At 63.1% G+C, this 18,276-nt stretch carries 15 protein-coding genes; 5 read left to right on the top strand and 10 right to left on the bottom strand.

Annotated features, from left to right (window positions below):
- Positions 1–228: 228 nt before the first annotated feature.
- The 5 genes from GY769_23040 to GY769_23060 all read right to left on the bottom strand — a co-directional run bounded on the left by GY769_23040 (position 229) and on the right by GY769_23060 (position 6,515).
- Complete coding sequence (locus tag GY769_23040) at positions 229–552, bottom strand: hypothetical protein (protein MCP4204795.1); 324 nt, start codon at positions 550–552, stop codon at positions 229–231.
- A 37-nt stretch (positions 553–589) separates the two neighbouring features.
- On the bottom strand, positions 590–2,614 hold the full coding sequence (locus tag GY769_23045; GenBank protein MCP4204796.1) for a response regulator: 2,025 nt from the start codon (positions 2,612–2,614) through the stop codon (positions 590–592).
- A gap of 417 nt (positions 2,615–3,031) precedes the next feature.
- Positions 3,032–3,967: an aminotransferase IV gene (locus GY769_23050; GenBank protein MCP4204797.1), complete on the bottom strand. Its 936-nt coding sequence runs from the start codon at positions 3,965–3,967 to the stop codon at positions 3,032–3,034.
- 18 nt (positions 3,968–3,985) lie between these two features.
- On the bottom strand, positions 3,986–4,708 hold the full coding sequence (locus tag GY769_23055; GenBank protein ID MCP4204798.1) for a sulfotransferase family protein: 723 nt from the start codon (positions 4,706–4,708) through the stop codon (positions 3,986–3,988).
- A 25-nt stretch (positions 4,709–4,733) separates the two neighbouring features.
- Positions 4,734–6,515 carry a SpoIIE family protein phosphatase gene (locus GY769_23060; protein MCP4204799.1) on the bottom strand — a complete coding sequence of 594 codons (1,782 nt, stop codon included), beginning with the start codon at positions 6,513–6,515 and terminating at the stop codon, positions 4,734–4,736.
- A gap of 111 nt (positions 6,516–6,626) precedes the next feature.
- On the opposite strand from GY769_23060, the gene GY769_23065 reads away from it, so the two are divergent.
- Together GY769_23065 and GY769_23070 are read left to right on the top strand one after the other, a co-directional pair.
- Positions 6,627–8,165, top strand: a complete 1,539-nt coding sequence (locus tag GY769_23065) for a hypothetical protein (protein ID MCP4204800.1) — start codon at positions 6,627–6,629, stop codon at positions 8,163–8,165.
- A gap of 18 nt (positions 8,166–8,183) precedes the next feature.
- Positions 8,184–10,052 (top strand): NAD-dependent epimerase/dehydratase family protein, encoded by a 1,869-nt coding sequence (locus GY769_23070; protein MCP4204801.1) that lies wholly within the window; start codon positions 8,184–8,186, stop codon positions 10,050–10,052.
- On the opposite strand, the gene GY769_23075 is transcribed toward GY769_23070, so the two are convergent.
- Positions 10,049–10,942 carry a response regulator gene (locus GY769_23075; protein MCP4204802.1) on the bottom strand — a complete coding sequence of 298 codons (894 nt, stop codon included), beginning with the start codon at positions 10,940–10,942 and terminating at the stop codon, positions 10,049–10,051. The genes GY769_23070 and GY769_23075 overlap by 4 nt on opposite strands.
- A gap of 75 nt (positions 10,943–11,017) precedes the next feature.
- Between GY769_23075 and GY769_23080 the strand changes: the two genes are divergently transcribed.
- From GY769_23080 to GY769_23090, 3 genes are read left to right on the top strand one after another with little or no spacing between them, the layout of a single operon-like run.
- Positions 11,018–12,565: a carboxylesterase/lipase family protein gene (locus GY769_23080; GenBank protein MCP4204803.1), complete on the top strand. Its 1,548-nt coding sequence runs from the start codon at positions 11,018–11,020 to the stop codon at positions 12,563–12,565.
- A gap of 46 nt (positions 12,566–12,611) precedes the next feature.
- Entirely contained in the window at positions 12,612–13,544 is a 933-nt protein-coding gene (locus GY769_23085) for a hypothetical protein (protein ID MCP4204804.1), read from the top strand.
- Positions 13,541–13,741 (top strand): hypothetical protein, encoded by a 201-nt coding sequence (locus tag GY769_23090; GenBank protein MCP4204805.1) that lies wholly within the window; start codon positions 13,541–13,543, stop codon positions 13,739–13,741. The genes GY769_23085 and GY769_23090 overlap by 4 nt, the downstream gene beginning before the upstream one ends.
- Positions 13,742–14,067: 326 nt before the next feature.
- On the opposite strand, the gene GY769_23095 is transcribed toward GY769_23090, so the two are convergent.
- From GY769_23095 to GY769_23110, 4 genes are all read right to left on the bottom strand, one after another.
- Entirely contained in the window at positions 14,068–14,508 is a 441-nt protein-coding gene (locus GY769_23095; protein MCP4204806.1) for a hypothetical protein, read from the bottom strand.
- A gap of 121 nt (positions 14,509–14,629) precedes the next feature.
- Entirely contained in the window at positions 14,630–15,511 is an 882-nt protein-coding gene (gene arsM, locus GY769_23100; GenBank protein ID MCP4204807.1) for an arsenite methyltransferase, read from the bottom strand.
- Positions 15,508–15,885, bottom strand: a complete 378-nt coding sequence (locus tag GY769_23105) for a winged helix-turn-helix transcriptional regulator (protein ID MCP4204808.1) — start codon at positions 15,883–15,885, stop codon at positions 15,508–15,510. The genes arsM and GY769_23105 overlap by 4 nt, the downstream gene beginning before the upstream one ends.
- 581 nt (positions 15,886–16,466) lie before the next feature.
- Positions 16,467–18,269 (bottom strand): DUF885 domain-containing protein, encoded by a 1,803-nt coding sequence (locus tag GY769_23110; GenBank protein ID MCP4204809.1) that lies wholly within the window; start codon positions 18,267–18,269, stop codon positions 16,467–16,469.
- Positions 18,270–18,276: the final 7 nt, after the last annotated feature.

An 18,276-nucleotide genomic window follows, 5' to 3' on the forward strand; every position in this document is an offset into this window, starting at 1 on the left:
ACCGGCAGCAGCGACGCATCGGCGCTTCGGAAGACCTTGACGAAAGGCTCGTCCACTTCCTTCTCTTCGGGAAGCTCCGAAACCAAAGGGGTTCCGCAATCCGGGCACGTTGTGACCTCGTCGACGAACTCGCCACGACATGTTGGGCACCACATTCTGCTCTCGACCCCCCATCTTTCTCGTTGTGATCAAAACCAGCGTCTCGTCGACTCTAGCAGGCGATTCTTCTCAACGAAGCCCACTCGAGCCGGCTCGAACCACACTGGCGATGGCCAGCACGACGGCAACGGCGATCCAGGCCCATCCGGTCGTGGTGCGGCCAAGAACGACCGCGCCGATCCCGAACAGCCCGCCGAACACGACCGCAAGCCCGGTCGCGAACCGCACCACCGAGGGAGCAAGTGACTCCGCCGGGGTTTCCAGATACCGGCTCCAGCCGGGCCCGGGCGGCCTCACCCTGCGCGCGAACGACACGAGCGTTGTCGGAGGGTTCTGCGGCCCCCAGAGCGCGGTCGGCACCCACGCGACCAGGCTCACCGCCGCAATGATCACGATCTTCGTCCAAGCGGGGACGGCCAGCCGGCCGAGCTTACTCTGATGCCATGCCGGTATCGACGGGCGCCTCTCCCTGCGGACCGCCCCACAGCCGGCCGCACAGGAGCCTCAGCGTCCGGCTCAGTCCCGCTCCCTTCTGAATCACCGCCGCGGTCTCGCGGCTCAGCGCCTCCAGCTCGGAGCCGTCGAGATCTTTCGCCGTGACCAGGATCACGGGCAGGTCCGCGTAGCCGGGCGTTTCTCGCAGCCTGGCGATGAACTCGGCGCCGTTCATGCCGTGCATCACGAGGTCGACGACCACCATGTCCGGTGAAAAGTCGTCGAGGCGTGCCAGCGCCTCCGGACCGCTTGCCGAGGTCTCCACAACGGCTCCGAACTCCTCCAGGTACCCTCGGACGAGGTCACGGTCGTCCTCGCTGTCGTCCACGACCAGCACTCGTCCCTGGAAGCTGGCCAAGCCCTGAATAACCGCTTTACGAAAGCCTTCGAGGCTCACCGGCTTTTCGAGGACTTCGAGAGCGCCGACCGCCGACTGCCCGTTTTCTCTTGCCGCGTTGCTCACCACGACGACGGGCGCATGCCGCAGATCCGGTTCTGCCCGGAACTGAGTCAGTAAATCCCAGCCGTTCACCTCCGGCATCAACAGGTCCAGGGTGATGAGATCGGGACGGTGCTCGAGTGCCAGGCGCATGCCCTGGCTGCTGCTACTCGCAGTCAGAACCTGACACCCCAGGTCATGCAGGGCGTGGGTCAAGAGCATGCGAGAGTCGGCATCGTCGTCGACCACGAGCACCAGCTTGTCCGAGAACTCGATCGCACCCTTCGATGCTCGAGACCGCTCCTCCGCCCGCGCCCGTACCACGACCGGGGCTGCCGCCGGCATGGGCTCCAACTCGCGCTCGCTGCCCGGCTCCAGATCAATGCGAAACGTCGTCCCCTCGTTCTGCCGGCTTCGAACCGACAATTCATAACCCAGGAGCTCGCAAAGAGATCGGCTGATCGCCAACCCCAGCCCGGTGCCTTCGAAGCTCCGCGACGTTCCGTGGTCGACCTGCTCGAAAGTCTCGAAGATCGTCGCCTGCGACTCTTCGGGTATACCAATACCCGTATCCTCGATCTCGACAAACACCGGAACCCCGGGCCGAGCTCGGTCCACCCCGACCCGAACGATCACCGTCCCTGCCTCGGTGAACTTGACCGCGTTACCGATGAGGTTGATCAGGACCTGGTTGAGCTTCTGTGTGTCGCTCCGGATGGGATCCAGATTCTCGGGCACCTCGAGCTTAAGCTCGATCGGTCGACCGGAGATCTGGGCCTCGAACTGGACCGCCACGGCCAGAACAAGCTCGCTCAGATCCACATCCGCGATCTCGAGCTCGACCTTGCGCGCCTCGATCTTGGCGAGATCCAAAACCTGGTTGATCAAGGCCAGCAGGTGTTTGCCATTGGCGCGGACCCGCGTGAGGTAATCCTTCTGCACCGGGCTCAGCTGGCCCCCCTTGCCATGTAGCAGAACATCCGAGAAGCCGATCACCGAGTTCAAAGGGGTTCGAAGCTCATGGCTCATGCGCGCCAGAAATTCACTCTTGGCCGCGTTGGCGGCCTCGGCGGATTCCTTGGCTTCCCGCAGCTCCACTTCGAACTCCTTGCGCTCCGTGATGTCGCGCGCCACCGCCAGCGTCACTTGCTGATCCATATCCGGAACAGCGCTCCAGTAGAGCCAGCGGTACCGACCGTCCTTGGTGCGATAGCGATTGTCGAAAGCGATCGTGATCGCACCGTCGACCAGCCTGGCCGCCTCTCGCGCGGTCGCCCCCCGGTCATCCGGATGCACGAACTCGATAAAAGGGCGCGACCGTAGCTCTTCGAGAGAGTAACCAAGCGCCTTTTCCCAGGAAGGGCTCAGCAGCTTGAAGTAGCCGTCAAAGCCCGCAATGCAGAGCAGATCGAAGGAGAGCTCGAAGAACCGATCGTAGTGTTGAAGAGCGCGGTCGTCATTCGCCACGAGACCGCGCGAGCTCTTACGCTGCTCGGACGAGTCGATCCTGTCTCTGCTCATTTCGGCTGAGAGCGATACTACTGTAACCCTGGTTCGACCCGCCTGCAATTGCTTTCCCGAACCATAAGGAAGAGCCCCGGCCTTTTACGGCCGGGGCTCTCGTTGGTTTGTTTGGGTGGCGTTGGGTTTCCCCTTGCTCGGGGTCACCTCCAGTGCGCCACGGCGCTTTGGAGTGCCCTCTAAGAGGACGCCACCTCCATCAAACCGCGTTTATCAATTTCCACTGGACCACCTCCTTTCTGGGCGTATCCACAAATTGGCGGGACCCAACCCGCCCGGCCCTACCAGCCGCCCAAGCCTAGAGGGCCGCCGCGATACGATCCTGAGAACGTTCGCAGACACGATGCCTTATGTTGCAGAAAGTCTGGCGGCTTGTCAAACGACGGGCACCGGGCAATGACCCCTAAACCCCGATTTCTAAAAGGGAAGTGGCTCGCCCTCGACCCTGGTGAGAGCGCCGAACAACGTCTGCAATCTCCTGGTGACCGGGCCCGGTCCGGCCTCGGAATCGAGCCGATACGGCCCGATCGTCCGCCCGTCCACCTCGACCACCGGGACCAATCCCCCGGCCGTGCCGGTGGTAAAGGCCTCATCGGCGCAGTAGAGCTCGGAGAGGCTGAGATTGCGTTCGGTCGTCGGAATACCGTCGCCTTGTGCCAAAGACAGCACGACTCCTCGGGTGATCCCGGGCAAGCAGCTGTCGGCGCGAGGAGTCAATAACTCCCCCCGTCGAACGATGAAGATGTTGGTGGCGTTGGTTTCGGAAAGAAATCCCTGCAGGTCCAGCATCACCGCATCATCGACACCGGCGACGTTGGCTTCGATCTTCGCGAGGATGTTGTTGATGAGGTTGTTGTGATGGATCTTCGAGTCCAGAGTCTGAGGCGAGTTGCGCCGGCCCGACGCGGTGATCAGGCGGATGCCGCCTTCGGAATACACAGCACCCTTCCATTCCGCCAAGACGATGAGACAGCACCCCCCTCTGTTCATGTCCGGGCTCATCCCCGAGCTCACTTTCGGACCGCGAGTCAAAGTCAACCGGATGTGAGCGCCATCGCGCATGCCGTTCGCCTCGAGCGTCTGAAAGATCGCGGCCTTGATCTCCTCCCGCCGGGGCACCCCTTCGAACGCCATCGTGTGCGCCGACGCTTCCAGCCGATCGAGATGCGCGTCGAGCTGGAAGATCTTGCCATCGTAGAGGCGCAGCCCCTCCCAAACCGCATCACCCCCTTGCACCGAGCTGTCGAACACCGAGACCTTGGCTTCGCGCCGCGGCAGAAGCTCGCCGCCCACGTGCACGAGGATCTCGGCGTTGCGGGGGTCAGGAAGCTCGTCGGCGCTGTACTCTCGCATGGCTACTCGCCTTGACTCTCAAGCGCGAATCGCGCGTTCATAGAGGCGATCATAGTGGGGGCGACACTCCTCGAGCAGTGGAAGCAAGTGACTTGCGAGGGGCTCGGTCTTGGGGCGGTAGCGACGAAAACCCGTCGAGCGATGCACGTTCGCGTACCAGTGTGGGGCCCAGACTCCATCTTCGGGCCGCGCGCCCTCCGACCACGACAGCATCGCCGGATCGAACTCGAGATCGATCCTCTCGCACAGCTCCCTCAGCACCTTGGCCGGATCGAGAAGCAGCTCGCGGGAGTCGAGCACCGGCGGCGCTTGTCCCATGGCCTCGAGCTGATCAAGGAGCTCGCTTTGCACCGCCATGCCCGTATCCACGAGACTCGGATCCGGCAGCTGGTTGACCAACGATGCCAGGACCTCTCTCGGATGTCGGATCAGCAAGATATTGACGGTCTCGTTCAAGAACCCTCGGTCCAGCGCGATCAGATGATGCGCCATCTGCTTCATGAACAGAACCGGATGCCGACATGGTCCAAGAATGACTTCCCGAACGACCCGGTCGCCGTCCGTGTCCACCGCCTCGAGAACTTCCTCGCAACCGGGGTGCTCGACGCCGCTCACCCGCAGGTAGTGCCCGTACAGCGGCTCGTCGACGACCCTGGTGTCCTCGCGCTGAGCGAACGAATACATCAGGGCGGTCGATACGTTCCGCGGCCCCGACCAGAGACACACTCGCACGGTCTTCATCGCGACATCGTATAGCGGGCTCGCGTCAATCGACTCGGAGAGCCAGGATGGTGCGGTCGTCCGAGATCTCGGCGCCGTGCGCGAATGTGCGCACCGAGTCCAAGAGGCCCTCCGCGAGCTCGATCGGCGGTCGATCTGCCAGCCTTTCCAGCGCTCCCCGAACACGGTCGAACGAGAATTCGTTCCCGCTCGTGCTCAGACTCTCCTCGACCCCGTCGGAAGCGATGACCAAAGAGTCTCCCGGCTGGAGCTCGATCTCGACTTCCTCGTAGGAGCGGTCCGGCAGCAATCCGAGGGGCACCCCCGCCACCTCGATCTGCCGAACCGTGCGGCCCCGGACGAGATACGGGTAGGGCAGACCAGAGTTGGCCAGCGTCAGCATCCGGCTGTCGGCGTCGTACACGGCAAAAGCCATGGCCACGAAGCGGCTGGAAAATCCGAGCCGCCCGAGCTTGTCGTTCATGGCCGCGAGAATGCGCCCGGGTGGCAGATTGCTCTGCACAGCGAACTCGCGCAACGTACCGATCGCCAGGGAGCCAAATAGCGCCGCCGACGTCGCCTTGCCGGCAACGTCGCCCACCGCCACCGCGACACACTTGTCGCCGTAGGGCAGGAAGTCATAGAAATCTCCGCCCAGGTGCCGAGCGGGCTCATAGGCGACACCGAGCTGGACCCCCCGTACCCACGGCGTTTGCTTGGGCAGGAGCTGCTTCTGAACCTCCCGCGCCGTCGAGAGGTCTTTCTCGAGCCTCTGTTCGTCCCGGCGCAGCTTCTCGTAGAGGCGCGCGTTTTCGAGAGCGATCGCCAATGACGAAGCCATGGTCGAGAGCAATTGCTGATGCCGGTTGGAGAACGCGTTGTAGCGCGAGCTCTCCAGATCCAGGACCCCGATCAATCGGTCCTTGAACAGAAGCGGCACCACCAGTTCGGAGCGAACACGAATATCCGATACGCAGGCGATATAGCGCGGGTCGAGATCGACGTTGGTTACCCGCACCGGTTGCCGCAGAGCCGCGGCGGTACCGCAGATCCCGTGACCCAGACTGATCGGCTCGACCCAGTCCACCTTGCGGCCGTCTCGGTAGACCGAAAACCACGGCTCCAGAATCTGCTTGCCTTCATCCCAAAACATCACGGAGAACAAGTCATAGTCGATGATCTGCCTCAGCCGGCCGGCTACTCTTCGCAGGAGCTGCCGGCGGTTCAGAATCGAGGTCATCTCCCGGCTGATCTCGTGAAGCAAGGAAAGCGAGCTCGCCTGGTCGCGCATGTTCTGGTGCACTCGCACGCTCTCGATCGCGCTGGCGAGATGGTCGGCCAAAAGCTCGAGCAGCTCGACGTCGGTGTCCGAGAAGAACGCCGGCCTCATTGAGCCGACATCCAGAACTCCGATCACCCGATCCTTGACCACCAGGGGAATCGCGACCTCGGAACGAATACTCTGGACCGCCGAAATGTACCGAGACTCGATCTGTGCATCGGGAACACAAATCGTTCGACGGCTCTCGGCCGCGCTTCCGACGACCCCCTGACCGATTCCGAACCGCCAGTGCTCGACGACCTCCTCGGGAAATCCCGTGGCATAGGCGAATCGCAGCTCGCGCGCCATATCATCCAGCAACAAGACCGAAAACGTGTCGTAGGAGATGATCGGGCGGACCTGTTCCGCAACCCGTTCCAGACGCTGATCCAGGTCCAGACTCGAGTCAAGAGCATGAATCGCTCGCAGTAACGTCCGCAAGGCCCGGTCGGGCGAATGCGAGTTCTCTTCGGGCGTTTGGGGTGTGGCTATCGTGGGCTCGGACATCTTCTCCAACTCTCTCTACGGAAACGTCCCGAGCCGGCCTTTTCTTCCCCAGGGAGATCCGCCGGCGGTTGACCCGTTTGACAGAATCGTAGTCTCCCGGCCCGGGAAGTCATGAGCGATCCTACAGCCACGACCTCGATACTGCTGTATCTCGTTGCCGAAACGGTTCTGGTCGCCGCCATCACCTTCGGCCTCTTCCGGTTTCGCCGCCGCGTCGGACTGGGTCCACTACTCGTGCTCCTGGGTTCGAACCAGGTGCTCAGCGTCATCCTGGCCACGAGCATCTACTACCGGCTCACGCCGACGCTGCTCGTCTCGCCCGGATCGGCGGTGCTCTTTACCGGCGTTGTCGCCACAGCGCTCCTTGTCTATCTTCGCGAGGACATCCCAAAGACCCGAATGCTCATCTTCGGCCTGGTCGGCGTGAATTTCGCTCTCGCCGCATTGCTCTGGATCACCGGGTGGCAGATGACCCGCCTTCCGACCATGAACCTACTCGAGATTCCGACCGCGGTGTTTCTGGTCAATCCCCGTCCGTTCGCCGCCGGCACTCTGGCGCTGCTGCTCGACCTTTTCCTGATCGTCATCGTGTACGAGTTCATGCGCCAGTCTCTCGCGGGGCTGCCACGCTTCATGCGCCTGGTCGTAGCGCTGGAAACGGTGCTTGTCATCGACGCATTCGTCTTCACGCTGGGCGCTTTTCTGGGAACCGGCCGAGTTGCTGAGATCCTGGCCGGCCAGCTGGTCGGAAAGCTGCTATTCGGCCTGATCTGGGCGACCTTGTTATGGGCATACCTCCGCCTGGCCGAGCCTGACGTCGAACCTGGCATGCAGGAAACCGGTGGCTTCGCCGTGCTTTCCATTCTCACCTATCGTGAACGTTACGAGATAGTCAGGGAGCAGCTCGAGGTCGAGCGCGCCGCGAATCTGGCCAAGAGCCGCTTCCTGGCTCACATGAGCCACGAGCTGCGAACGCCTCTCAACGCGGTCATCGGCTTCACCAGCCTTCTGCTGTCCCCGTCGGCTCCCAGCGATTCATCCAAAGCGCGGATCTATCTCGAACGCGTCGCCGCCAACGGCCGTCACCTCCTGCATCTGATCAATGGCATTCTCGACCTCTCCAAGATCGAGGCGGGGAGGATCGAGCTCGATCTTCAACCGGTTACGGCGAACCAGCTGGTTTCGGAAACCGTCGACCAAGTACGCAGCCAAGCGGTGGCTAAGAAGATCCGTCTGGAGACCGATCTGCCCGACTCTCCGGTCCAGCTCGTCACCGATGTAGTCCGGCTCAAGCAGATAATCTTCAACCTCGTCGGCAACGCCATCAAGTTCACCGACGAAGGCGGTGTCACGGTGAGGCTTCTCGAGGCGGGCGTCAAGCACCCGGTTCGGCTCGAGGTCGCCGACACCGGAATCGGCATCCCGACTGATAAACTCGATTCTGTTTTCGACGCATTCACTCAAGCCGAGTCCGGCACGAGTCGCCGCTTTCAGGGCACGGGCCTCGGTCTTGCCATCTCGCGGGCGCTTTGTGGCCAACTCGGCTACGAGATCGAAGTCGAGAGCAACGCCGGCGGCGGCACGACTTTTCGCGTTTTCGTACACCAGACCGGGGAACTTGCACAAACCTCGAGACAAGAGCTAGGTTGAAACCCTCCGGAGCACGAGATGACAGACCCCACACCCCAGGAGCGCCCGGCCGAGATGTCTCCGGCTCGGTACATCGAGAAAGTCAGCCTGGCCACCGGCGAAGTCCTCGAAGACGATTTCGAGCCCCGGCGGCTACTGGTCCACAGCCATCGCGACTATCACCTGGTCGACGTCCAGGCCCGCTTCATGATGAGCCGAATCATCAAGGCTACCGGTGACGAGAATTTGGCGCGCAAGAAGATGAAGGAAATGCGCCGGCTCGGACACCGCACCTCGCGCGCATTGGCCAGGATGATCGGCCATAGGGACCCGAAAAAACTGGCACGCACACTCTTCGGCCTCAAGGATCGCGAGTACTATTTCCGCTACAAGCGCCACGGTTTCTCGCGCGACGACATCGAGTCACGGCTGGCCAAACTCAAGGACCAGGCTCGAGAGCAGCTCGAGGCCACCCGCAAGGAAGGTCACCTGAACCTGCGGGTCCTGCTCACGGGCGGCACCGGTTTCGTCGGCAAGGAGATTCTCTGGCAGGCCGCCCACGACCCCGAGATCGCCGAAGTCGTCGTCGTCATCCGTCCCAAAGTGATTCGCGACCGCAAGACCAAGGAGATCATCGAGACCCTGTCACCGGCGGAGCGCGGCCGGCGCTTGCTCAAGGAGCTCTGGCTGTCCGAAAGCGAGTCGGCCGGGAAGTTCCGCTTCGTTGCCGGCGACGTCGAGCAGCCCGACCTGGGCATCGCCGCCGAGGAACTGGACGCGCTACGGACCACTTTGACTCATGTCATTCACTGCGCCGCCAGCGTCGCCTTCGACGACCCCTACGAGAAGTCATTCCGCGCTAACGTCACCGGCACGCTCAATGCCCTCGAGTTCTCTCACGGCCTGCAATCAGCTCCAGAGGGTCCGTTTGTCGCCCACGTCGGAATCGAGACTTCATACATTCATGGCCGCCAGACCAAGGAACCGGCGCTCGAAGACGAGATCGTCTTTCCGCGGAACTTCTACAACAACTACTACGAGCTCACCAAGGCGATGGCCTCGATCGAGACCGAGCGTTTCATGCTCGACCGGGGACTTCGCGTGGGCCAGCTCTGTCCCGCCATCGTGATCGGCGAATCGCGCGCCGGCAACAACCGCGGCGACACCAAGGTCGTCAACGCCCCGGTCAACGTGTTCGGGCGAGCCAGGCAGGCGCTGTCGCCCACCAGCGGAAGATGGCGCGACCGCTCCAAAGCCGCGGCCATCGCTCGACTGGCGTGCGTTTTCCCGGGCGATCCCTCGGCACAGATCAACCTGATCCCAGTCGATCGCGTGGTCCAAGGGATCATCGCGTCGCTCAAGAAGGCCGAGGCCGTGGGCGAGCGCGTACACCTCGCTACAGACACCCGCGTTACGTCTCATCAGATCAAAACGATCGTCGCCGAAGAGCTGGACGTGGAGATCAAGCTCGCCGAGCCCACCATTCATCGCACGGTCACGCTGCCGCTCCTGACCAAGGTACTCACGCGCGTCGGCCAGGGCCGGACGGCGAGTGCGCTCGAGAAACTCGGCGGCATTTTTTCCGGCTACAGCGAATGGGGCCAGCCGATCCACGAGGTCGGCAAGGACGTCGAGGTACTCGGCCTGTCACCCGAACGGCCAAGTGCCGAACACTCGTTCCGCATGCTTTGCCGACACAACAAGTGGGTGCAGAACTTCGGCCAGCTCAAGGACTCAGAAGAGATCTCACGGCGCGAGAAAGTCTGGTGGGATTTTGTGGTTGGACTGGAGCAGCGGCTTGCCAAGCCCGCCGGAGCCCTCACGGGTGCCGACTTCCGCGCGGCTCTGGAATCGAACCTGGACACCGAGGCCTTCGTGCTCAAGCCGGCCGACCAGGCCGGAGCCTAGTCCGACCCGGCCAGATTCTTGGTCATGACGATCTCGGTCCCCGAGTCGCTGTGTCCGACGCTGTCCATGAACATGGAAATCAGATACATCCCACGGCCGCTCGTCTTCAACAGATTCTCGGGATCGGTCGGGTCGGGTATCGACGCCGAATCGAAACCCGGCCCCTCGTCTCGCACCGCGCATCGAAAATCCTGCCCCGTGAACACCGCCGCCACGGTCACTCTTCGACCCGAATAGGTGTCGTCCGCCAATCGCTCCTCGACCTTGGCGTTGTAGAGGGCGACGGATTTCTGCCGCAGCTCCGAGCTTACTTCCAGATTGCCGTGATGCATGGCGTTGCGGATCGCCTCCTGCACCGCGATTCCGACTTGCATCAACAGGTTCTCGTCGCAGTCGGGGTTGCGGTAGCAGATGCGATCTTGAAGGAAGTCGACCAGCCCGGGGATCAGATTCTCCTCGTTCGGTAGAACGAACCGAAATCGAGACTCGACGAGTGACTCGAGCAGGTGCGTCTTCCGCCGGGTCTCGCGAGCCAGCGCAAGCACGTTCTCGACAGTGCCCGGCAGATCGTCCACCAGTCGCTGCTTGGGCACGTAGCTTGCGGCGCCCTTCTTCAAGGCTTCAACCGCAATCTCCCCACTGCCGAATGCCGTGACCAGAAGCACCGGCAGATCCGCGTACCTGGTCCTTACCGCTTCGACCAGCTCGAGGCCGTCCATTCCGGGCATCATCAGATCGGTCACCACGAGATCGGGGCGAGCCGCTTCGATCTGATCGAGAGCCGCCGCTCCGCTCTCGACAACCGTCGCCGAGTGCTCCGACTTCTCCAAAAGCGCGGCAATGAGCAGCGCCTGGTCCGGGCTGTCCTCGACCACGAGTATCTCGGCCACCTGTCGTGCTTTCCTTCGAAGCGAGTCTATACTGCCATCGGGCCTACACCTCTTGCCTCTGACCCCACCGAGCTCATGAAGACCGTCACCGTTGATACGCCCGGAGGGCGGCTGCGCGGTCGAGCTCGAGCTTCGGGCCTCTATTTCGGAGGAATCCCGTTTGCGCGTCCTCCTACCGGCGAGCTGCGCTTCGCTCCGCCGCTCCCTCCGGAGCCCTGGACGGGAGTGCGTGACGCCGTGGGCCCGGGGCCGGCTGCGCCCCAGCTCGCCGTAACGCGTCTGGGCCCGATCAGCCAGATCTCCCGGCTGGTCCGTGGACCGATGAGTGAGGACTCTTTGACTCTCAACGTTTCGACGCCGGCGATCGACGCGGACAGGCGGCCCGTTCTGGTCTGGCTCCACGGCGGCGCCTTCGTTCTGGGCGCCGGCTCCACTTTCCTCTACGACGCCGAGTCGTTAACCAGCAAGGGCAACGTGGTGGTGGTTTCGCTCAACTACCGCCTCGGTGCTCTCGGATTCTTGAACCTGTCCGATCTCAGCTCGCGGGCCAATGCGCCTTCCAATCTCGGCATTCGCGATCAGATCGCAGCGCTGGAGTGGATACGAGACAACATCGGCGCATTCGGCGGCGACCCCGAGAACGTCACCGTGTTCGGAGAATCCGCGGGCGCCATGAGCCTCGGTGTTCTGGTCGCGACAGCACCGTCTCTTTTCCGGCGAGCGATTCTGGAAAGCGGCGCCTGCGCCAACGTATCGACGCGGAACGAAGCCGCCTATATAGCCGAGCGTTTTCTCGACACGGTGGGTCTCACCGCGGACGATCTCGAAGGTCTCCGCTCTCTGCCGGTCGCGACCCTCTTGCGCGCTCAACGATCGGCGCTTGCGGGCGACAGCGGCAAGATGGGACGGCTACCCTGGCAACCGGCCGTCGACGGTGACCTCTTGCCACAACACCCACTGACAATGATCGGACAGAGCGGCGTCGTGCCTCTCGAGGTCATCATCGGAACCAATCGCGATGAGTGGAAGCTCTTCACCTCCGCTTCCATAGCGCTCCGCGCCATGAGCTTCGACGAGCTCGAGCGGCGAGTCGGCCGCCTGCTCGAGCGCAGCGGCCGGAGCGGCAAGTCGGCCGCGGCGGCGACCGAGATCTACCGTGAGATCACCAGGGTCCGAGGCTGTCGACGGACCGCCTACGAAGCCTGGGTTGCTTGCCGTAGCGACGAATACTTCCGGATGCCTGCCATCGAGCTCGCCGAGGCACTGACACGAGCAGGCTCGAATTGCTACATGTATCGCTTTGATTACCCCATCCCGGCATTCCGCCAGGCCCTGGGCGCCTGCCACGCTGCGGAGGTGCCGTTGGTCTTCGGCACCCAGCGCACGCGCTGGCTGAGACCGCTCTATCTGGCCAGCAAGAAGGCCGATCGACTGTCGGAGGTGATCCAGGAAGCCTGGCTTGCGTTCGCCAGCAGCGGAGTCCCGAGCGATTCCGAACTGTCAGCGTGGTCCCTATACGAAGCTGCCGGCCGATCGACGAGAATTCTCGGCGCAGCCGGAGCCTCCGAGCCGATTCTGATGGATCCCGAGGCCGACGCACGCCGGTTCTGGCTTGACTTGTAGTACAAACCCAGTGCGCGTAGACGGCAGCTCGCCGGTCCCGGGCGGCATGGACGTTTCGAATAGCTTTTTCGGTGCTCACGCCAACAACGGGCATTTCGACCCCCTGGACATACCGGATCTGCGCGGTTTGCGCTTCACGGCTCCCTACGGGCGCAACGGGCGCTTCGACTCCCTGCGTGATTTCACCCGCAACGTCATCGTCAACGAGTTCTCGGGCGACGAGCCCGAACCGATTCTGCTCGATGCCCTGGTCGCCTACATGCTCGAGTTCGAGTTCCTCCCCAACCCGGCGCTCGGGCCGGATGGCATCTTGACCGACTCGGCCCCAGCCTCGGCGCGCCGTGGAGAGGCCCTCTTCAACAGACCTTTCGCGCAGATGGCCGATCGTTCGTGCGCCAGCTGCCATGTGCCGTCGGACCACTTTCTCGACCGCAAGCGGCATGACATTGGTACGGTCCACGGTTCCGAGGTCGATTCACGCGATCGGGCGCTCGACACACCGACGCTCCTCGGCATTCGCCACACCGCACCGTACTTTCATGACGGCCGACTGGCGACCCTGGCCGAAGTCGTCAATTGGTTCGACGAGCGATACTCGCTCAAGCTGAGCGCAGACCAGCGCGCGGACTTGACCGCATATCTCGAGACCGTCGGCGACGGCGTCGAAGCCTACGAGGACACCGTGCATACGCTGGCCTCCGAGCTCGAAGAGTTCGACTTCTTTCTCGCACCCTACGAGCTACTCAAGGAACGGCGGGAAACCAATCTCATCGACACGACCTTCGGCACCGTGGCCTTCGAGATTCGCGCCCACAAGTGGGACGTGCAAGATCCCGAAAACCTCCCCCTGCTGGACCGGCTCGCCGGACTGATGGACCAAGCTCGAGCGTCGCTCGCCGAAGGCGATTTCGAGTCGACCGACGAGATCGTGAACCGATACCGGGCCCTCTATCGCAGCGACGTGGAGAGCCTCCAATGAGGCACCCGAGTCTTCCGCGGCTGATTGCCGTCGCCGCTCTGGCCACCGTCGCGGCCTGCGGCGGACCGACCCCCGACGACGACGGGCGGTCCGAAACCCAAGCCGCCGTCGAACCCCTCAGAATCGCCTTCATTGCCTACCAGAACCCCGACCAGCTGCTCGAGAGAAGATCGCGCTCAGGTGCCGCTCGCGCGTGATCCCTCTGCACCTTGGAGAGTCCAGCGATCTGCGCCGACTAGCGATTCGGCAGCAGTGATCGGAAAGCAGCGCACCGCCCCCGAGCCCTCGCCAAGTGAAGCGTTGGCATCTGGGCGAGGATCCGCTTGGCGAGAGAAGGCGAGCGGAGGTGCCTTTCACGGCTGCCCGTCCCCGGAGGGGCGACCGCAGGGAGTTTTGCTGCCGTCCAAGGCGAGCCCCGAGCGAGCCCTAGCGGATCGCCCGAGAGCGCCGGCGAAGTGAGGCGACGAGCTCGGGGGTGGTGCCTCATGGGGCCGGCGCCGACGCGCTCTACAGCTCTGAAGTATCAGACCCGATAGTAGTCGGGCCGCCAGTTCTTGATCGCCTTCTTGATGTCCTCACGCCCCTTGAGCTTGCCGTCCAGGACCTGGCGCACCAGATCCGGCACCTCCTCGTCAGAGGCGAACCGCAGCCCGATCAGGTGGCCCTCCTTGAGGTCGCCGATTCGACCCTTCAAGTCCTCGGGCAGAATCTCGGCCAGCCGCAGTCGCTCTTCGAGACGAATCAGTCGATCCTGGGCCGCCAGTGGAAAGGTGCGCGCGTAGAGAAAGAGGATGCCGAGGCCAAAGGCGACCAGCAGGTTCATCGTCGCCGCTACGCCGGGCTGTTTGTACAAATGCCAGGCGGACCAGACCAGATTGACGACCAGAATCAAGAACAACACGACGTGGTACATGGGCACGAAGCGCCGGTGATTGGCAAGGCTCTGCGGCTTCTTCTCGGCCATTCAGCTCTCCTTTGACGACTCGTTATCGAACCGAAATGATCGTACCGCAGTCGCGAGCCGAACAGCCGGCCGAACGGTGCGCCCGACCGGCTCGAGTGCCTCGTTGCTCCGATCGGGCTTCCTACGCCGCTGAGGCCGTCTCGACGCGTCTACGCCCCGAAAACCGCGCGCTCCAGATCTTGCCCTCTAGCCTGCGAGCGACGAAGCGTACCAGCCCGGTCAGACCGAATCTGCGCACGAATGTCTTGAGCCGGCCCGGAACCTCCGAGAGCACCAGGTTGGTCATCTGGCTGGCGTCGTAAACCAAGCGGTCAAGCACCTCGACATCCTCGAGACCCGCTGCTTCGAGACCAGCGACGTAACTCCTCTCGCTAATGGCTCCGCCGACGCACGAGTTGTAGACACTGGGAATCCTGCGCAGCCACCAGGGCATCTCCTCAACGACGATATCGGAGACGGACATACGACCACCCGGTCGCAGCACTCGGGAGATCTCTTGAAAAACCCTGGGTTTGTCGGGCGACAGATTGATGACGCAGTTGGAGATCACCAGGTCGACCGAGGAGTCGGCAACCGGCAGTTCCTCGATGAAGCCCTTGCGAACCTCGACGTTGTCGGCACCAGCCGAAGCAATCGCCTGCCTGGCTCGCGCGATCATCTCGTCGGTCATATCGATGCCGATCACCTTGCCTGTCGAGCCCACCTTCTGCGCCGCAAGCAGCAAGTCGATGCCGGCACCCGAGCCGAGATCGACCACGACCTCGCCTTGCTTGACGCCCGCGAACGCGGTCGGGTTGCCACAGCCAAAAGAGTTGACGGCCGCTTCTGCCGGAAGCGAAGCCAGCTCCTCCTCGGTGTAGCCGGCGGTCTTGGCCGCTACCCCTTTCGGGGTCTTGTCGGATGGCGCGCAGCTGCTCGAGCCACCACAACAGCCCTCGCCGGAAGTGACCGCTTCGGCGTAGGCACGCGAGACGTTCTTGCGGATTTGATCTTTCTTGCTCATTCGGAACCTCCGTTAGCCTCCGGGGCGGGTCGCCATTCGCCCGGCCCCGCACAACACTCCTCGATGGCATCCGCCATTCGGCGCAGCGAGCTCGCCACCTGGTCATAGCGCAATCGGTAGAAGACCTCGCGCCCACGTTTCTGGGATTCGACAATGCCAGCCTCGCGCAGGGTCGCGAGATGCCGGGACACGACCGAGAGATCGGTCGGGCAGCAGTCGGAGAGCTCCGACACCGTCTTCGAGTCACAGCAGGTCGCCAGTCGCGCCATCAACGCGATCCGATTGCGATCTCCGAGTGCCTTGAAAAAACCCGATGGAAACAGGTCTTCGAGGTCCGAACAGCATGCCGCCTGACTATTGCTTGTTTGCGTCATAATGCAAGTATAGGCGTTCCCCGGCAGACTGTCAAGCGATGGACCCGATGGCGGCGCATGCAGCCGGTCTCGGCCCTGCCGCCGCTCGAGCTTTTCGGCTCGTGCGATCCGGCGGGCTCTTGGAGAGGTCGTCTCGGGCATCGGGGACACGATTCCTTCGTGTCCCCTCCCAACTGATTCTCAGCCGCGAAAAGGGGACACCCATTAAAAGACTCCGGGTCAAGAGACGGTCCCCCTTTTCTCACCCCGCTGCGGTGCGGGCAAATCGCTCCTCCTCGCCTTCCCCTCCACTCGCCACGCCGGATCCTCGCACCGCCTCAAACGGCTCCGCGCCGGCAGGGCCGAGACCAGCTTTTCGCATCGACACGAAGAACGCTGAGAACAAGCCGATCGGCAGGCAGCCGGCCAGGGGGCTCGCCGCAAGTGCTCAAGAGGGTGGGTCAAAGGCCTCAGGTGGTCTGCGCGAAGCGGCGCGCAGCCGAGGGCCGGACCCAGGCAGACTGAGAAGCCCGAGGCGGCCCCTGGACGTCTGCTCTGCCTAATCGGCGACGAAGCGCGCCGGCACGGGCGTGCCGGCGACGCTAGCCCAATGGCGCCATGGTCATCGCCTTCGACTCGATGTAGCGCTCGATGTTCTCCTCGAGCACCGGCAGCGGCACCGAGCCGCTCAGGAGCACGGCGTCGTGGAACTCGCGCACGTCGAAACCCTTACCGAGCCGCTCTTCGGCTCGCCTGCGCAGCTCCTTGATCCTGAGCTCGCCGAGCTTGTACGAGAGCGCCTGCCCGGGCCAGGAGATGTAGCGGTCCGTCTCGGTCTCGACCTCGTGCAGCGGCAGGGCGGTGTTGGACGCCAGGAAGTCCATCACCTGCTGGCGCGTCCAGCCCATGGCGTGAATGCCGGTGTCGACCACCAGCCGGCACGCTCTCCACATCTCGTAGGTCAGCCGTCCGAAGTTCGAGTACGGATCGGTGTAGAAGCCGGCCTCGAGCCCAAGCCACTCCGAGTAGAGGCCCCAGCCCTCACCAAAGGCCGAAATGTACGAAAAGCGACGGAACTCGGGCAGGCTCTCGAGCTCCCGGTTGAGCGACACCTGGAAATGGTGTCCGGGTACCGCCTCGTGAAGCGACAGCGCCTCCAGGTTGTAGAGCGGCCTCGATTTGAGATCGTAGGTGTTGACCCAATAGCGGCCCGGTTCGACGCTGCCCAGCGGCGGGCTGACATAGCGACCGGTCGTGTACTTGGGTGCTAGATAGTCGGGGACCGGCTCCACGGTGTACGAAAGGCGCGGCAGGGTCTTGAAGAGCGCCGGAAGCTTGCCGTCCATGCGCTTCGAGATCCAGGCGGCTTCCTTGAGCAAGGCCTCGGGCGAGTCGACATAGAAACGCGGATCGGTGCGCAGGAAAGTCAGGAACTCCTCGAAGCTGCCTCCGAACTCGACGGCTTCGATGATCTCATCCATCTCGGCACGGATTCGCTCGACTTCGGACCTGCCGATCTCGTGGATCTCGGCCGCCGTCAAATCCAGCGTCGTGAAGTTCCGGATCGTGTACTGATAGTAATCGGATCCGGAAGGAAGCTCGGAAGCACCCAACGAGTCTCTTGATCCGGGAATGTATTCGTCGGTCATGAACTCGAGAAACGCCGCGTACGCCGGCACCACGCTCTCGCGGATCGCCTTGCCGCCCGAAGCGCCGAGTCGAACGCGATCTTGTTGCTCTAAGGTGCTCGGGAACCGCGTGAACGGCTCCCAGAAAACGCTGTCCTCGACGCGGTCGACAATGTGCGACGAGATCGTGCCTTCGATCCCCTGCAGGACCACCCTGGGTAGGGTTCGACCGCTTGCCAGACCCGCTCGCATGTTCTCGATCTGCTGCTGCATGTAGCTGGCGAAACGCCTGAGCCGCGCGATGTAGTTGTCGTAGTCCTCGACCGCGGCAAGCGGCACGTTCTTGCCCAGGCGAGCGAAGCCGCTGTGAAAACCCGAATCGGCATTGATCGGGATCTGGTACTCGTGAAACGCGTGGCTGGCGATTCGCAGCTCGAGTTGCCGTCTAAAGATGTCGTAGTTGACCTGATCCATTCGCGCGAGCGTCGAGCGATCGATTGTCTCCAGCTCGGCGAGGAACGCCCGGGTCGCGTCCATCTGCCGTTCGAGCGCAGCGGGTGATACGTCGGGAAGGAGGTGGTTCCACTCGTGCCGGCCGACGCTGGTCGCGAACAGTGGGCTCGACTCGAGTCGAAACTCCCACTCGCGGTCGAACAGGTCATGAAGGCGGGCGGCCTCCGACACTTGGGCCATCGCCGGCGACGCCGCCGCCAGGACCACGCAGCCCGCCACCAGGCCGGCGACCAGAAGTCCGAAAGGGGTCTTCGCCTGTCTCATCGGGGGG

The organism is bacterium (genome assembly GCA_024224155.1).
GTDB lineage: Bacteria > Acidobacteriota > Thermoanaerobaculia > Multivoradales > JAHEKO01 > CALZIK01.

What these genes read in the sequence shown, in the direction of transcription:
- GY769_23045 (MCP4204796.1), bottom strand. Translation starts at nt 2,614, where the DNA reads ATGAGCAGAGACAGGATCGACTCGTCCGAGCAGCGTAAGAGCTCGCGC.
- GY769_23050 (MCP4204797.1), bottom strand. Translation starts at nt 3,967, where the DNA reads ATGCGAGAGTACAGCGCCGACGAGCTTCCTGACCCCCGCAACGCCGAG.
- GY769_23055 (MCP4204798.1), bottom strand. Translation starts at nt 4,708, where the DNA reads ATGAAGACCGTGCGAGTGTGTCTCTGGTCGGGGCCGCGGAACGTATCG.
- GY769_23060 (MCP4204799.1), bottom strand. Translation starts at nt 6,515, where the DNA reads ATGTCCGAGCCCACGATAGCCACACCCCAAACGCCCGAAGAGAACTCG.
- GY769_23065 (MCP4204800.1), top strand. Translation starts at nt 6,627, where the DNA reads ATGAGCGATCCTACAGCCACGACCTCGATACTGCTGTATCTCGTTGCC.
- GY769_23070 (MCP4204801.1), top strand. Translation starts at nt 8,184, where the DNA reads ATGACAGACCCCACACCCCAGGAGCGCCCGGCCGAGATGTCTCCGGCT.
- GY769_23080 (MCP4204803.1), top strand. Translation starts at nt 11,018, where the DNA reads ATGAAGACCGTCACCGTTGATACGCCCGGAGGGCGGCTGCGCGGTCGA.
- GY769_23085 (MCP4204804.1), top strand. Translation starts at nt 12,612, where the DNA reads ATGGACGTTTCGAATAGCTTTTTCGGTGCTCACGCCAACAACGGGCAT.
- GY769_23090 (MCP4204805.1), top strand. Translation starts at nt 13,541, where the DNA reads ATGAGGCACCCGAGTCTTCCGCGGCTGATTGCCGTCGCCGCTCTGGCC.
- GY769_23095 (MCP4204806.1), bottom strand. Translation starts at nt 14,508, where the DNA reads ATGGCCGAGAAGAAGCCGCAGAGCCTTGCCAATCACCGGCGCTTCGTG.
- arsM (MCP4204807.1), bottom strand. Translation starts at nt 15,511, where the DNA reads ATGAGCAAGAAAGATCAAATCCGCAAGAACGTCTCGCGTGCCTACGCC.
- GY769_23105 (MCP4204808.1), bottom strand. Translation starts at nt 15,885, where the DNA reads ATGACGCAAACAAGCAATAGTCAGGCGGCATGCTGTTCGGACCTCGAA.
- GY769_23110 (MCP4204809.1), bottom strand. Translation starts at nt 18,269, where the DNA reads ATGAGACAGGCGAAGACCCCTTTCGGACTTCTGGTCGCCGGCCTGGTG.